11 protein-coding genes are annotated in these 15060 nt (G+C 66.1%); 8 read left to right on the top strand and 3 right to left on the bottom strand.

The features are described 5' to 3' along the window. Positions 1 to 3 precede the first annotated feature (3 nt). The 3 genes from ACCQ04_RS19480 (at position 4) to rpmG (ending at position 3803) form a co-directional block, all read left to right on the top strand. Positions 4 to 3183, top strand: a complete 3180-nt coding sequence (locus ACCQ04_RS19480) for an efflux RND transporter permease subunit (RefSeq protein ID WP_226427896.1) — start codon at positions 4 to 6, stop codon at positions 3181 to 3183. Positions 3184 to 3385: 202 nt separating this feature from the next. Continuing rightward, a complete protein-coding gene (rpmB, locus tag ACCQ04_RS19475) occupies positions 3386 to 3622 on the top strand; it encodes a 50S ribosomal protein L28 (RefSeq protein WP_002809459.1) in 237 nt (78 codons plus the stop codon). Between the two features lie 13 nt (positions 3623 to 3635). Further along, on the top strand, positions 3636 to 3803 hold the full coding sequence (rpmG, locus tag ACCQ04_RS19470) for a 50S ribosomal protein L33 (protein ID WP_002809462.1): 168 nt from the start codon (positions 3636 to 3638) through the stop codon (positions 3801 to 3803). A gap of 344 nt (positions 3804 to 4147) precedes the next feature. Here the strand turns inward: rpmG and ACCQ04_RS19465 are convergent, their stop codons facing one another. The 3 genes from ACCQ04_RS19465 to ACCQ04_RS19455 all read right to left on the bottom strand — a co-directional run bounded on the left by ACCQ04_RS19465 (position 4148) and on the right by ACCQ04_RS19455 (position 7256). Beyond that, positions 4148 to 5170 (bottom strand): amidohydrolase family protein, encoded by a 1023-nt coding sequence (locus ACCQ04_RS19465; RefSeq protein WP_226427897.1) that lies wholly within the window; start codon positions 5168 to 5170, stop codon positions 4148 to 4150. A gap of 366 nt (positions 5171 to 5536) precedes the next feature. Further along, on the bottom strand, positions 5537 to 6592 hold the full coding sequence (locus ACCQ04_RS19460) for a 4-oxalomesaconate tautomerase (RefSeq protein WP_226427898.1): 1056 nt from the start codon (positions 6590 to 6592) through the stop codon (positions 5537 to 5539). Beyond that, complete coding sequence (locus ACCQ04_RS19455; protein ID WP_024937556.1) at positions 6585 to 7256, bottom strand: 4-carboxy-4-hydroxy-2-oxoadipate aldolase/oxaloacetate decarboxylase; 672 nt, start codon at positions 7254 to 7256, stop codon at positions 6585 to 6587. The genes ACCQ04_RS19460 and ACCQ04_RS19455 overlap by 8 nt, the downstream gene beginning before the upstream one ends. A 101-nt stretch (positions 7257 to 7357) precedes the next feature. On the opposite strand from ACCQ04_RS19455, the gene ACCQ04_RS19450 reads away from it, so the two are divergent. The 5 genes from ACCQ04_RS19450 (at position 7358) to ACCQ04_RS19430 (ending at position 14933) form a co-directional block, all read left to right on the top strand. After that, the gene (locus ACCQ04_RS19450) at positions 7358 to 8668 is read left to right on the top strand and encodes a LysR family transcriptional regulator (RefSeq protein WP_226427899.1); all 1311 of its coding nucleotides are present in this window, start codon (positions 7358 to 7360) and stop codon (positions 8666 to 8668) included. Between the two features lie 13 nt (positions 8669 to 8681). Next, positions 8682 to 10100: a cardiolipin synthase gene (cls, locus tag ACCQ04_RS19445; protein WP_102582153.1), complete on the top strand. Its 1419-nt coding sequence runs from the start codon at positions 8682 to 8684 to the stop codon at positions 10098 to 10100. A gap of 262 nt (positions 10101 to 10362) precedes the next feature. Beyond that, positions 10363 to 11754 (top strand): FAD/NAD(P)-binding protein, encoded by a 1392-nt coding sequence (locus tag ACCQ04_RS19440; RefSeq protein WP_226427900.1) that lies wholly within the window; start codon positions 10363 to 10365, stop codon positions 11752 to 11754. Positions 11755 to 11993: 239 nt separating this feature from the next. After that, complete coding sequence (uvrD, locus tag ACCQ04_RS19435; RefSeq protein WP_104560355.1) at positions 11994 to 14180, top strand: DNA helicase II; 2187 nt, start codon at positions 11994 to 11996, stop codon at positions 14178 to 14180. 114 nt (positions 14181 to 14294) lie between these two features. Further along, the gene (locus ACCQ04_RS19430) at positions 14295 to 14933 is read left to right on the top strand and encodes a hypothetical protein (protein WP_226427901.1); all 639 of its coding nucleotides are present in this window, start codon (positions 14295 to 14297) and stop codon (positions 14931 to 14933) included. Positions 14934 to 15060: the final 127 nt, after the last annotated feature.

Here is a 15060-nt window from a genome sequence, read left to right as displayed (position 1 = left end):
GTCATGCTCACTAACATCATTCGGTTCGCGATCGCGCAGCGGTGGTTGATGCTGGCGTTGACGGCGGTGTTGATTGCGATCGGCGCGTGGAGTTTTTCGCGCCTGCCGATCGATGCCACGCCGGACATCACCAATGTGCAGGTGCAGGTCAATACGGCCGCGCCGGGGTACTCGCCGTTGGAGTCGGAGCAGCGGGTGACGTTTCCGCTGGAGACGGTGCTGGCGGGCTTGCCGGGGCTGGAATCCACACGCTCGTTGTCGCGCTACGGCTTGTCGCAGGTGACGGCGGTCTTTGTCGATGGCACGGACCTGTATTTTGCGCGGCAGCAGGTGGCCGAGCGGCTGCAGCAGGTCAAGTCGCAACTGCCGGCCGGCCTGGAGCCGCAGCTGGGGCCGATCGCGACCGGCCTGGGCGAGATCTTCATGTACACGGTCGAAGCCAAAGCGAATGCGCGCAAGTCTGATGGCAGTGCGTGGACGGCCACCGATCTGCGCACCCTGCAGGACTGGGTGGTGCGCCCGCAGTTGCGCAATGTGCCCGGCGTCACCGAGGTCAATACCATCGGCGGCTATGCGCGGCAGATCCACATCACCCCGGATCCGGCACGCCTGGTCGCCCTGGGTTTCACGCTGGACGATGTGGCGCGCGCGGTGGAGGCGAACAATCGCAACATCGGCGCCGGCTATATTGAACGCAACGGCCAGCAGTTCCTGGTGCGGGTGCCGGGGCAGGTGGACGATATCGCGCAGATCGGGGCGATCGTGCTGGACCGGCGCCAAGGCGTACCGATCCGGGTGCGCGATGTGGCGCAGGTCGGCGAGGGGCGCGAGTTGCGCACCGGGGCGGCCACCCAGGACGGCACCGAGGTGGTGCTCGGCACGGTGTTCATGCTGGTCGGCGCCAATAGCCGCACCGTGGCGCAGGCCGCCGCGCAGCGCCTGGAAGTGGCCAATGCCAGCTTGCCGGCCGGCGTGCAGGCGGTGCCGGTCTACGACCGCACCGCGCTGGTGGACCGCACCATCGTCACCGTCGCCAAGAACCTGATCGAAGGCGCGTTGCTGGTGATCGTGGTGCTGTTCCTGCTGCTGGGCAATGTGCGCGCGGCCCTGATCACCGCGGCGGTGATTCCGCTGGCGATGTTGTTCACCCTCACCGGCATGGTGCGCGGTGGCGTGTCCGGCAACCTGATGAGTCTGGGTGCGCTGGATTTCGGCTTGATCGTCGATGGCGCGGTGATCATCGTGGAGAACTGCCTGCGCCGCTTCGGGCAAGCGCAATTGCGCCTGGGGCGGGTGCTCGAGCGCGACGAGCGTTTCGAACTGACCGCCGAAGCCACGGCAGAGGTGATCCGGCCCAGCCTGTTCGGCCTGGGCATCATCACGGCGGTGTATCTGCCGGTGTTCGCGCTCACCGGCATCGAAGGCAAGATGTTCCATCCGATGGCGATCACCGTGGTGCTGGCGCTGAGCGGTGCGATGCTGCTGTCGCTCACTTTTGTCCCCGCAGCGATCGCCTTGTTGCTCGGCGGCAAGGTGGCCGAGCACGAAAACCGCGCGATGCGCTGGGCGCGCGGCGTGTATGCGCCCTTGCTGGATCGCGCGCTGCGTCACGGCCGCTGGGTCGGTCTCGGTGCGGTGGTGGCGGTGGCGCTGTGCGCGGTGTTGGCCACGCGCCTGGGCAGCGAATTCATCCCGAACCTGGACGAGGGCGACATCGCGCTGCACGCCTTGCGCATTCCCGGCACCAGCCTGGAACAGGCCATCACCATGCAGTCCACGCTGGAAAAACGCATCAAGCAGTTTCCGGAGGTGGCGCATGTGTTCGGCAAGCTCGGGACTGCCGAAGTGGCGACCGATCCGATGCCGCCGTCGGTGGCCGATACGTTCTTGATCATGCATCCGCGCGCGCGATGGCCGGACCCGCGCAAACCCAAGGCGCAGTTGGTGGCCGAGATCGAGGAAGCGGTGAAGCAGCTGCCCGGCAACAACTACGAGTTCACCCAGCCGATCCAGATGCGCATGAACGAGCTGATTTCCGGCGTGCGTGCGGATGTGGCGATCAAGGTCTACGGCGATGACCTGGACACGCTGGTCAAGCTGGGTCAGCGCGTGCAGGAAGTCGCCAGCACGGTGCCGGGCGCGGCCGACGTGAGCCTGGAGCAGGCCACCGGCTTGCCGATGCTGGCGGTGGTGCCCGATCGCGCCGCGCTGGCCGGTTATGGACTCAATCCCGGCGTGGTGCAGGACACGGTGTCGGCCGCAGTGGGTGGGCAGGCGGCCGGGCAGTTGTTCGAAGGCGACCGCCGGTTCGACATCGTGGTGCGCCTGCCCGAAGGCCTGCGGCAGGACCCGACCGCATTGGCCGATCTGCCGATCCCGCTGCGTGGCGATGGCGAGCGCACCGATGCCGACGAGTCCAGCCGCGCGGCCGGCTGGCGCAGTGGCGAACCGACCACGGTGCCGCTGCGCGAGGTCGCAAAGCTACAAACCGTGCTCGGGCCCAACCAGATCAATCGCGAAGACGGCAAGCGCCGCATCGTGATCACCGCCAATGTGCGCGACCGCGACCTGGGCGGATTCGTCGCCGAGGTGCAGCAGCGTGTGCAGGCCGAGGTCGCGCTGCCCACCGGTTACTGGATCGGCTACGGCGGCACCTTCGAGCAACTGATCTCCGCCGGCCAGCGCCTGGCCTGGGTGGTGCCGGGCACCTTGCTGCTGATCTTTGCGCTGCTGTACTGGTCGTTCGGTTCGCTGCGCGATGCGCTGGTGGTGTTCAGCGGCGTGCCGCTGGCGCTGACCGGCGGCGTGGTGGCGCTGGCGCTGCGCGGCCTGGCGTTGTCGATCTCCGCCGGTGTCGGCTTTATCGCGCTGTCGGGGGTGGCGGTGCTCAACGGTCTGGTGATGATCGCCTTCGTGCGCAGCCTGCGGGACGGGGGCATGTCGCTGGAGCAGGCCTTGCGCGAAGGCGCGCTGAGCCGCCTGCGCCCGGTGTTGATGACGGCGTTGGTGGCCGCACTGGGCTTTGTGCCGATGGCCTTCAATGTCGGCGCCGGGGCCGAGGTGCAGCGCCCGCTGGCCACGGTGGTGATCGGCGGCATCGTCTCGTCGACCTTGCTGACCCTGCTGGTGCTGCCGGTGCTGTATCGCTGGCTGCACCGCGAGCGGGCGGGGAGTGCGGTCTAAGTGCTTGCGGCACATAGGAAAGCCGTGCATAATGCGCGGCTCGCTGTGCCCGGATCGCTCCGGATGGCGGCACCCAACGCGATGGGGTTGCCGGCTTGTTCCCAGCGTAAGTTCTTGATTCCCAACGTTGCGTGGCAGCTTGACGCTGTCGGGGCCGCCGCTCCCCAGGCTATGGGTGGCAATTCATTTATCGAGGTGCGTAATGTCCCGCGTATGCCAAGTGTCCGGCAAGCGTGTGCAGACGGGTAACAACGTCTCCCACGCAAACAACAGAACCCGTCGTCGCTTCCTGCCCAACCTGCACGAGCGCCGCTTCTGGGTCGCCAGCGAGAACCGTTGGGTGAAGCTCCGTGTCTCCGCGCATGCATTGCGCACCATCGACAAGAACGGGATTGATGCCGTTCTGAAAGAGCTGCGTGCGCGCGGCGAAAAGGTCTGAGGAGTAAGCAGTCATGGCAAAAGGCAAGCGTGACAAGATTCGTATGATTTCCTCGGCCGCTACCGGCCACTTCTACACCACGGACAAGAACAAGAAGAACACTCCGGGGAAGATGGAAATGATGAAATACGACCCGGTCGTGCGTAAGCACGTGATGTACAAGGAAGGCAAGATCAAGTAATCCACCGATTACCCGATCTGCATCCAGCCAAACACCCGCCGCAAGGCGGGTGTTTTGCGTTTGGGGAGTGTTGCGGGGGGTGATCGCAACAATGGTCGGCGTGCACTCCCCCTTTCCCTTCGGGAGAGGGGTTGGGGTGAGGGCACGGGGCGAAGCCACTCGCAAGCGAAACGTCGTTTTTCCGATTGCATGCTCCGTCAGTCGCTGGCAGTTCGAGGCGAAGCAGCCGGCGTTTCACTTCTGAAGGCGCGTGGCGACGCGTTTGACATCGCAGACGGTGACCGCTCTCCGAGGCGCCACTCACCCGCCCCGGCGGGGCACCTTCTCAGGCAGGTAAGAAAGAGTTACAGCCCGCGCGCACGCAATTTCGCATCCAGGCGTGGATACACCCGTCGCGCATTGCCTTCGAATACCTTGCGCTTGTCGGCGTCGGAAATCGCCAAGGCATCGATGTAGCGCTTGGTGTCGTCGAAATACTGGCCGGTCTGCGGGTCTATGCCGCGCACCGCACCGACCATCTCCGAGCCGAACAGGATGTTGTCGATGTCGATGACCTCGAACAGCAGATCAATGCCGGGCTGGTGATACACGCAGGTGTCGAAGAACACATTGCGCATCACATGCGTGGACAGCGGTGGCTTGCCGAGCATATCGGCCAGGCCGCGAAAGCGTCCCCAGTGATACGGCACCGCACCGCCGCCGTGCGGGATGATGAAGCGCAAGTCGGGGAAATCAGCGAACAGATCGCCTTCCAGAAACTGCATGAACGCGGTGGTATCGGCATTGAGATAATGCGCGCCGGTGGCGTGGAAGTTGGCGTTGCAGCTGCCCGACACATGCACCATCGCCGGCACGTCGAGCTCGACCATCTTTTCGAAGAACGGATACCAGGCGCGATCGGTCAATGGCACGCCGTTCCAGTGACCGCCGGACGGGTCGGGATTGAGATTGCAGCCGACAAACCCGAGTTCGGTGACGCAACGCTCCAGCTCGGCGATCGACTGGGCGATCGGCACGCCCGGCGACTGCGGCAACTGACACACGCCGATGAAGGTCTGCGGATACAGCTGCACCACGCGCGCGATCAGGTCGTTGCAGTGACGCGTCCACACCTGGCTGACCGCTTCGTCGCCGATGTGGTGCGCCATGGTGCTGGCGCGTGGCGAAAAGATCGTCATGTCGGCACCGCGCTCGCGCAACAGGCGCAGCTGATGCTGTTCGATGCTTTCGCGCAATGCGTCGTCGGAGATGGACGGATACACCGGCGCGGGCAGGCTCGGGTCGTCGTACTGCGCGATCTGCGCCTTGCGGAAGGCATCGTGCGCCGCGGGCGCGGTGGTGTAGTGGCCGTGGCAATCGATGATCATGGGAATGCTCATTAAGGTGCGCAGAGCGCGCTGCGCATCCGACCGAAAGATGTGCAGTGCGCATGTGGGCGGACATCTGGATTCAGATGCATGGATTTGGCAGCCATGCAGCTGCGCGTATGCATTGCCATCGGTGTGCAGTTGTCGGCGAAGCAACGCATCGCGCCCGAGCGAACCGGAATGCCGTGCTGATATCCGGCCAGTGGCCCGAAAAACCAGTTGCGTTGCTTGAGTGGGTGGAGAACGCGCGGCGCGCGGTTGGTAGTAGCAGATGCATAGACTGCAGGATGCAGCAAACCACGCGTCGACGACCCGGGTTCAGGCCAGCGCGATGCCGACTGCCGCATCGCATGCTGGCGGCCGTGCTCAAGCAAACAGCTCACCATCGAACAATTTGCGTGCGGTACGTAGCACGGCAGCGCGCACCACCTTACCGTGCGCATCCAGCGTAATGACGCAACTGCTCGCGCCACTGGGATGCTCGACCTCCAGCTGCTGGGTGGTGCCGCCAGGCAGCTGCGCCAGGGCATACGCGGGCGAGCCGGGCAGCAGGCAGGCAGTGGCTACGGTGACGGCGCCGAGCACACCGATCGAGGCATGGCAGCGGTACGGAATGAACGAGCGCACGTTGATCGCGCCGCCATGGCGCGGTGCGGCGACCAGCATCATCTTGGGCACGGTGGCGTCGGCAACATCGCCTAGCTGCATCAACGGGCCGGCCCGCAAACGAAGCGATTCCAGGCGGGTTTTCAGTGCCGCATCTGCATCGAGGGTGTTGCGGTCTTCGTAACCGCTGATGCCGAGATCGCTGGCGCGCAGCACCACACAGGGCATGCCGTTGTCGATCAGCGTGACCTCCACGCCCTCCAGGGTGTCGACCCTGTTGCCGGTCGGCAGCAAGGCGCCACACGAGGAGCCGGCGATGTCGGCAAATGCCAGCGCAATCGGCGCAGCGGTGCCGGGCACGCCGTCGATGCGGGCGTCGCCGTCGTAGCGTACCTGGCCACCGGGCGTCTGCACGCTGGCGGTGGCCAGCGTGCCGGTGTTGCGCATGAAGATGCGCACCTCGGTTTCGCCATCGCGTGCCGGCAACAAACCCCGCTCCAACGCGAAGGGGGCAACGCCGGCCAGCATGTTGCCGCAGTTCTGCGCGTCGCTGACCTGTGCCTGGTCCACCGACACCTGCAGGAACAGATAGTCCACGTCGGCATCGGCGCGTGCCGAGCGCGATACCACCGCGACCTTGGAGGTCAGCGGGTCGGCGCCGCCCATGCCGTCGATCTGGCGGACATCCGGCGAGCCGTAGGCGCGCAGCAGGAAGGCGTCGCGTGCGGCGCGCTCGCCCGGCAACTCGTCGGCCAGGAAAAAGCCGCCCTTGGAGGTACCGCCGCGCATCCACATCGCGCGGACCTGCTCAGACATAGCGCAGGCCCTTGGCCGCCAGGCGTTCGCGCATGGCGTAGATGTCCAGGCCCAGTTCGCCGCGTGCCAGGCGCTCGCGTTTGCGCAGTTCGCGCGCTTCGCGTGCCTGCGCTTCGGCCAGCACCGCGGCGGCGCTGGCGCGCGGCACCACGCACACGCCATCGTCGTCGGCCACCACCACATCGCCCGGCTGCACCAGCGCGTCGGCGCAGACCAGCGGCACATTGACCGAGCCCAGCGTCTCCTTGATGGTGCCCTGCGCGCAGATGGCGCGGCTCCAGGCGGGGAACTGCATCGCCGTGAGGTCGCGCACATCGCGTACTCCGGCATCGATGATCAACCCGCGGCAGCCGCGCGCCTGCGCCGAGGTGGCGAGCAGGTCGCCGAAATAGCCATCGCAGCAGGCGCTGGTCGGGGCGACCACCAGCACATCGCCGGGATGCAGTTGCTCGATGGCCACATGCATCATCCAGTTGTCGCCGGGCGGGATCGACACGGTGACGGCGGTGCCGGCGATGCGGCAGCCGGCATAGATCGGGCGCAGGCGATGGTGCAGCAGGCCGCTGCGCCCCTGCGCCTCGTGCACGGTGGCCACGCCGGCCTGCGCAAGCCCGTCGACGACGGCCAACGGGGTGCGCGCGATCCGGGTGACGACCTGGCTCATCCATCCATCCTCGTTAGGCGTGCACCGAGTCTGTGCGGCGAGCGCCTGCTGGCTCAAGATTCATTTGAGGTATGCATATTGGTTTTGCTTATAGTTAGAGCATGCCTCCGACTCCCGAGCCGAACCTTCGCCATCTTTACGCCCTGGTGGTGGTGCACCGGCTGGGCAGCATCAGCGCGGCCGCACCGCAGGTGAATCTGTCGCAACCGGCATTGACCCAGGCGGTGGCGCGGCTGGAACAGCAGCTCGGCGTGCGCCTGTTCGAGCGGCATCCGGGCGGCATGGTCGCCACCGAGGCCACCCAGTTGCTGGTGCCGCGCATCGCACGGGCGTTGGAGCAACTGGGTCGCGGCATCCGGGTGGCGCGGCGGGCGTTGCGGCTGCCAGCCCACCCCGGCCTGGAGCGACGGGTCTCGCTGGGGCAACTGCAGGCGCTGGTCGCGGTGGATGTGGCCGGGAGTTATTCGCTGGCGGCGGCGCGCGCCGGGGTCTCGCAACCTGCCATCTACCGCGCGGTGCAGTCGCTGGCCGATGTGATCGAGGTGCCGCTGACGGTGCGCCGCGGCAAGACCATGCAGGCCACGCCGGTGGCCACGCGGCTGCTGGGGCAGGTGCGCCTGGCGCTGGCCGAATTGCGCGCTGGGCTGGACGAAGTGAGCGCGTTGCGCTCGCAGCACGCCGGCCGGATCGCGCTGGGAGTGATGCCGCTGGCGCGGGCGATCCTGCTGCCGCAGGTACTGGCGCGGTTTGCGCGCGCGCATCCCGGTGCCAGCGTCAACGTGGTCGAAGGCCCGTATGCCGAATTGCTGGCGCATCTGCGCGAGGGCGGGCTGGACCTGCTGATCGGTGCGCTGCGCGAGCCGTTGCCGGTGCGCGATGTGCTGCAGGAGCCGTTGTTCGATGACGAGCCGGTGATCGTGGCGCGCAGCGGGCATCCGCTGGCCGGGCGCGCCTACGCGTTCGCGCAGTTGCTGGAGTACCCCTGGGTGATCGCCACCACCGGCACGCCGGTGCGCGCACGCTGGGAGCAGATGTTTCGCGATCAGCGGATCGAGCCACCGGCGCTGCGCATCGAATGCGGCGCGGAGCTGACCATCCGCGGGCTGTTGCTGGAAGGCGACTGGCTCACGCTGATGTCGCGCGACCAGTTCCTGTTCGAGCGCCGCGCCGGCTTGCTGTGCGAGGTCGGCCGCGCCGGGCCGCAGCTGCGCCGCCAGATCGGCATGACGCTGCGCAGCGACTGGCATCCCACCCGCGCGCAGTCGGCATTCGTGCAGACGCTGCGGCAGGTCTGTGCCGAGCGCGTGCAGCCGGCCGATGCGCAGGGCGGGCCGTTTCGCTATTGCGCGCCGATCGACGCGCCCGCCCCGTTGCGTTCACGCACCGGGCGGTCAGAATCGGAGCCTTCTTGAGAACGGATCGCTGATGCTGCCTGACTGGTTGCAAGGGACCTGGCTGTTGGCACTGGACTGGGCGATTCGCCTGGCCGCGCTGTTGTGGATTCCGGCCCGCACCACGCCGGGTGCGGCACGCAGCTGGTTGCTGCTGATCGGCTTCGTGCCGGTGGTCGGCCTGCCGCTGTATCTGCTGTTCGGGCATCCGTGGCTATCGCGGGTGCGGGTCGAACGCCAGGCCACTGCCTCGCAGGTGATCCGCGAGCAGCAACTGCCGCTGCATGCCTTGCGCTGGACCCCGCAGGCGGACACCAGCAGCGCCGAGGTGGTACCGCTGATCGAACGCCAGGGCGATTTCATGCCCACGCTGGGCAATGCGGTGGACTTGCTGGACGACTACACGCAGTCGCTGCAGGCCTTGATCACCGCGATCGACATGGCGGAAAAGCGCGTGCATCTGCTGTATTACCTGATGTTCGACGATGCGGTGGGCGATGCGGTGGTCGCCGCGCTGCTGCGTGCCGGTGCGCGCGGCGTGCGCTGCCGCGTGCTGCTGGATGCGGTGGGCGCCAAGCGCGGTCTGCGCCATTACCGCAAGCAGCTGCAGGCTGGCGGGGTGGAGGTGCTGGCGGTGTTGCCCGGTGGCCTGCGCTGGCGCCGCAGCGGGCGCATGGATCTGCGCAACCACCGCAAGATTGCGGTGATCGACAACCAGGTGGGCTTTGTCGGTTCGCAGAACCTGGCCGAGGCCGGGTTCATCAATGGGGTGCCCAACCGCGAGCTGGTGGCGCGCGTGCGCGGGCCGGTGGTCAATCATCTGGAAGCGGTGTTCGCCAGCGACTGGTTCACCGAAACCGGGCAGCGCCTGGACGTATGGCCGGACGCGCCGGTGTGCGAGGCCAACATTGCCACGCAGCTGCTGCCCAGCGGGCCGGCGTATCCGTTCGAGAATGCGCGCGATGCGATCAACGCGGTAATCCATCTGGCGCGGCGCAAGGTGGTGCTGGTGACACCGTATTTCGTCCCCGACGAAGCCTTGCTCAGTGCCTTGCGCATTGCCGCGGTGTCTGGCGTGGATGTGCAGCTGATCCTGTCGGAGAGCAACAACCAGATCCTGGCGGCCTGGGCGCAGGAGGCGTATTTCGAGGAGCTGCTGCGTTGCGGGGTCAAGATCGCGCTGTATCGCCCGCACTTCCTGCATGCCAAGCACCTGAGCATGGACGAGGACATCGCGCTGGTCGGCTCGATCAACCTGGACATCCGCTCGTTCGCGCTCAATGCCGAGATCGGCATGCTCTGCTACGACCAGGGCGTGGTGCAGCGGCTGCGTGCGATCGAGCAGGATTACCTGGCCAATGCACGCCAGCTGGAGCTGGAGCAGTGGCGCACGCGCCCGGCCTGGCGCCGCAGTCGCGAGGGCATTGCGCGCCTGGCCGATGCGTTGATGTAGTGCGGGCGGGGGCTATGCGCGCGCAGTGTCCGTTGTGGCGCAGCGCGATGCCTGCGGTGGCAGGTGAAGTGGGAGGGGGCGCGTCTGGGGCGGCAAGATCGCGCCGCATGCAAACGCGCCCGCTCTCGAATGGACGCGTCCGGCGACCGCTTTGTTGGACGGGTGCGTCGCGTCGGCACGTACGCGCGGGGCTATCCCGGCCATCGCGGCGGGCATGGCCGCTGTCATCGGTGCGACGCGACGCATCGCCTACAATTGCCGGATGAATGAATTGCGTGATCCCGGCGATGCAGTGATCGCCATCGTTGGCGGTGGCGCATCCGGGGTGCTGGTGGCGCTGCAGCTGTTGCGTCAGGCCGTGGCACCGGTGCAGATCGTGCTGATCGAGCCGCACGCGGTGCTGGGCGAGGGCGTGGCGTACTCCACCGCGCGTCCCGAACATCTGCTCAATGTGCCCGCTGCGCGGATGAGTGCACTGGTGGAGGCGCCGCAGGATTTCGTCGATTACCTGCGTGCGCACGCCTGCTGCCCGGAGTTGGAGGACACGCAGCTGCCGCAGGATTTCGTCGGACGCCGGCACTACGCGCCCTACTTGCGCGAACGCCTGCAGGCCGCGCGCGCGCAGAGCCCGGCGACGCTCACCGTGCACAGCGCCCGTGTGCAGACGCTGCAAGCCGATGCCGACGGCGCGCGGTTGCAGCTCGACGATGGCCAGACCCTGCACGCCAGCAGCGTGGTGCTGGCGGTAGGCAATGCGTTGCGGCCGCTGCCGCTGCGCGGGGCCACCGGCCTGTCGGCAACCCAGCGGGTGGAAGCCTGGGATACCGAGGCGGTCGCCGCGTTGCCGCAGGACGCGGCGGTGTGCATCGTCGGCTCGGGATTGAGCATGGCCGACACGGTGGTGACGCTGGCCGCGCAGGCGCATCGCGGGGCGGTGCACGTGGTGTCGCGGCATGGGCTGCTGCCGTTGCCGCAGGCGCACTGCGTTGCGGCCGACTTCGATCCGCAGCCGTTGCTGGCGCTGTCGCTGCGTGCACGGATGCGTAGCTTGCGGCAGCACGCGCGGGTGGCGATGGCGCAAGGCCTGCCCTGGCAGAGCGTGATGGAGCGTGTGCGCCCGCTGAGTCAGGCCCTGTGGCAAACGCTGTCGGCTGCCGACCAACGCCGCTTCCTGCGCCACGTGGTGCGCTATTGGGATGTGCATCGTCACCGCATCGCCGCGCCGGTGCATGCGCAACTGCAGGCGATGCGGGCGCGCGGACAGTTGCAGCTGCATCGCGCGCGGCTGGATGTGGCGTTCCAGGCCGGCGCCTGCGTGCGGCTCAGTGCCGGCGCCAGTGCCGGGCATGCCTTGCAGCTGGATGTGCAGACGCTGGTCAACGCCACCGGCGTGGAAATGCGCGTGCAGGCGATGCGCAACCCGCTGCTGCAGCAACTGCTGGGGCAGGGCATCGCGGTAGCCGGGCCGCATGGGATCGGGGTGGATACCGCTGCCGATGGCCGTCTGATCGACGCCGAGGGGCGCGCCAATCCGCGGTTGCGGGTGATCGGCAGCCTGCGGATCGGGTCGTTGTGGGAGAGCCTGGCAGTGCCGGAGCTGCGTGAGCAGGCAGCGGCGATTGCGCGGGATGTGTTGGCATTGCTGGGGCGGTGAGGGGCCATTGTTCCCTTCTGCCGCCGGGAGAGGGCGGCGCGTAGCGCCGGATGAGGGCGCCTCAGACCTCTATCAGTGCCTGCAGTGACAAACGCGTCGCCACGCGCCTTCGGAAGTGATGCACCGACTGCTTCGCCCCGTACCCTCACTCCAACCCCTCTGCCGATGCAAGAGCGGCTTACCCAACCGCTTCATCCCAATCTCAGCCGCAGCGACGCCACAACCGGTAAAATACGGCGGTGGATGTCTCTCATTTGCTCGATCATTTAAACCCCGCCCAGCGCGAGGCCGTTTCCGCGCCGCCGGGGCATTACCTCGTGCTGGCCGGCGCCGGCTCCGGCAAGACGCGCGTGCTGATCCATCGCATTGCCTGGCTCAACGAAGTCCAGGGCGTGCCCAACCACGGCATCTTCGCGGTGACCTTCACCAACAAGGCCGCCGGCGAAATGCGCCACCGCACCGACCTGCAGCTGCGCAACGGCAGCCGCGGGATGTGGATTGGCACCTTCCATGGGCTGGCGCATCGGTTGTTGCGCCTGCACTGGCAGGATGCGCGGCTGCCGGAAGGCTTCCAGGTCATGGACAGCGACGACCAGCTGCGGCTGGTCAAGCGCGTGGTGCAGGCGCTGGAGCTGGACGAGGGCAAGTATCCGCCCAAGCAGATGAGCTGGTGGATCAACGAACAGAAGGACGAAGGCCGCCGTCCGCAGCATATCCAGCCCGAACCCAACGATGATTGGACCGAGGTGCGCCGGCAGGTGTACGCGGCCTACCAGGAACGTTGCGACCGCTCCGGCCTGCTCGATTTCGCCGAGTTGCTGCTGCGCGCGCACGAACTGCTGCGCGACACCCCGGCCTTGCTGGCGCATTACCGTGCGCGCTTCCGCGAGATCCTGGTCGACGAATTCCAGGACACCAACGCCATCCAGTACGCCTTCGTGCGCGTGCTGGCTGGCGAGACCGGCCATGTGTTCGTGGTCGGCGACGACGACCAGGCCATCTACGGCTGGCGCGGCGCCAAGGTCGAGAACGTCCAGCGCTTCCTGAAGGATTTCCCCGGCGCGCAGACCGTGCGGCTGGAGCAGAACTACCGCTCCAGCGCCAATATCCTGGGCGCGGCCAATGCGGTGATCGCGCATAACCCGGACCGGATCGGCAAGCAGCTGTGGACCGATTCCGGCGACGGCGATCCGATCGACCTGTATGCGGCCTACAACGAGGTCGACGAGGCGCGCTATGTGGTCGAGCGCGCGCGGCAGTGGGTGCGCGACGGCGGCAGTTATGGGGAAGTGGCGGTGCTGTATCGCAGCAACGCGCAGTCGCGCGCGCTGGAAGAAGCGCTGATTTCCGAGCAGCTGCCGTACCGTGTGTATGGCGGCATGCGCTTCTTCGAGCGTGCCGAAATCAAGGATGCGTTGGCGTACCTGCGCCTGCTCACCAACCGCAGCGACGATGCCGCGTTCGAGCGCGCGGTCAACACGCCCACGCGCGGCATCGGCGATCGCACGCTGGATGAAGTGCGCCGCCTGGCACGCGCCAACGCCTTGTCGCTGTGGGAAGCAGCAATGCTGTCCACACAGGAAAACACCCTGGCCGCCCGCGCCCGCAATGCGCTGGCCACGTTCCTGAGCCTGGTCGGCCAGCTGCATGCCGAAACCGGCGACATGGAACTGGCCGAACGCATCGACCATGTGTTGATGCGCTCGGGCCTGCGCGAGCATTGGGCCAAGGAAAGCCGCAGCGGGCTGGATTCGGAATCGCGTACCGAGAACCTGGACGAACTGGTGTCGGTGGCTTCGCGCTTCACCCGCCCGGACGATGAAGACAGCCAGGGCATGACCGAGCTGGTAGCCTTCCTGGCCTACGCCTCGCTGGAAGCCGGCGAAGGCCAGGCCCAGGCTGGCGAAGAAGGCGTGCAGCTGATGACGCTGCATTCGGCCAAGGGCCTGGAATTCCCCATCGTGTTCCTGGTCGGCCTGGAAGACGGCCTGTTCCCGAGCGCGCGTTCGCTGGAAGAAAGCGGCCGGCTGGAAGAAGAGCGCCGCCTGGCCTACGTGGGCATCACCCGCGCGCGGCAGAAGCTGGTGCTGTGCTACGCCGAATCGCGGCGCATCCACGGCCAGGACAACTACAACGTGCCCTCGCGCTTCCTGCGCGAGATCCCGCGCGAGCTGCTGCACGAAGTGCGCCCGAAAGTGCAGGTCTCGCGCACCGCCTCGCTGGGCGCGGCACGTGGCGGACCGGTGCATGGCGTGGTCGAAGCTGCGCCGATCAAGCTCGGCGCCAATGTCGAACACCCCAAGTTCGGCAGCGGCGTGGTGGTGGACTACGAAGGCGCCGGCGCGCACGCGCGCGTGCAGGTGCAATTCGACGACGTCGGCGCCAAGTGGCTGGTGATGGCGTACGCGAATTTGACGGTGATGTAGGCGTTTCTTCTACTACGGGGAGACGCACTGTGGTGGCCGCTGCTGATTGGACAACGAGGTTTTCCCTTCTCCCATCGGGAGAAGGTGGCGCGCAGCGCCGGAGGAGGGTACGTCGTGGCTGGCAGTGGCGATGCGCGAATTTCCACAGGACGGAGCGAAGCAATGATGGTGGAAGCGACGATAAAAGCTTTTGTGGAAGCCTCGATTTCTGCAGAGGAATTTGAACGCAAGATTCAGTCAGATGCATCCTTCGAACGTCTTCTAAAGAATGAAGTTCAACTTCCTGCCTACATCCAGGAAGCTGATCTCTACACGCATCTGATCAGTCAGGACTACAGCCGGATCGGCTCTGTCTACAATGTTCAAAAACTACTTTGCAGCTTCTTGAAGAAACACAAGGTTGCGCATGTCTGTAGTGAAAAATATGGCGAGTTACTCGAGTTGACACTGAAAGCTCAGCCCAAATGGCTTGATCTTCCATCCTGGTACTTCTCCCTTGCTATCGAAGGTCAGGGCGATAGCAATGGAAAGGAACTGGTGAGAATTTTAAAAGACAAGATCGCGCAGGATTTTCGTTTCTTGAAATCGGCGCCGAAGTGGCTGCAAGGCCCTGATTGGCCTATCGTTGAAGGACGGCCGTTGGTGTTTGTAGGGCAGATCGATATTGGCAGCCTCCGTCACGACACTGCGCAGCTATACATTTTCTATGATGATCACACTGGAGCATTCGTAAATTTCAGCCAGTCCTGCTAGAGGCTGCCGAGCTGGGCAATATCAGCAGCCAGCGAAAGTTTTCATGTCATGCGTACACGTGCAACGCATCCGACAGCAGACGAGCGCGTTGCATCTACGCATTGCGGTCGTAAATTGGACATGTAAC

The organism is Xanthomonas sp. NCPPB 2866, assembly GCF_041475745.2.
Classification (GTDB): Bacteria; Pseudomonadota; Gammaproteobacteria; order Xanthomonadales; family Xanthomonadaceae; genus Xanthomonas; species Xanthomonas arboricola.
The sequence above is the reverse complement of the archived record's forward strand: the minus strand, read 5'-3'. Positions and strand labels throughout refer to the sequence as shown.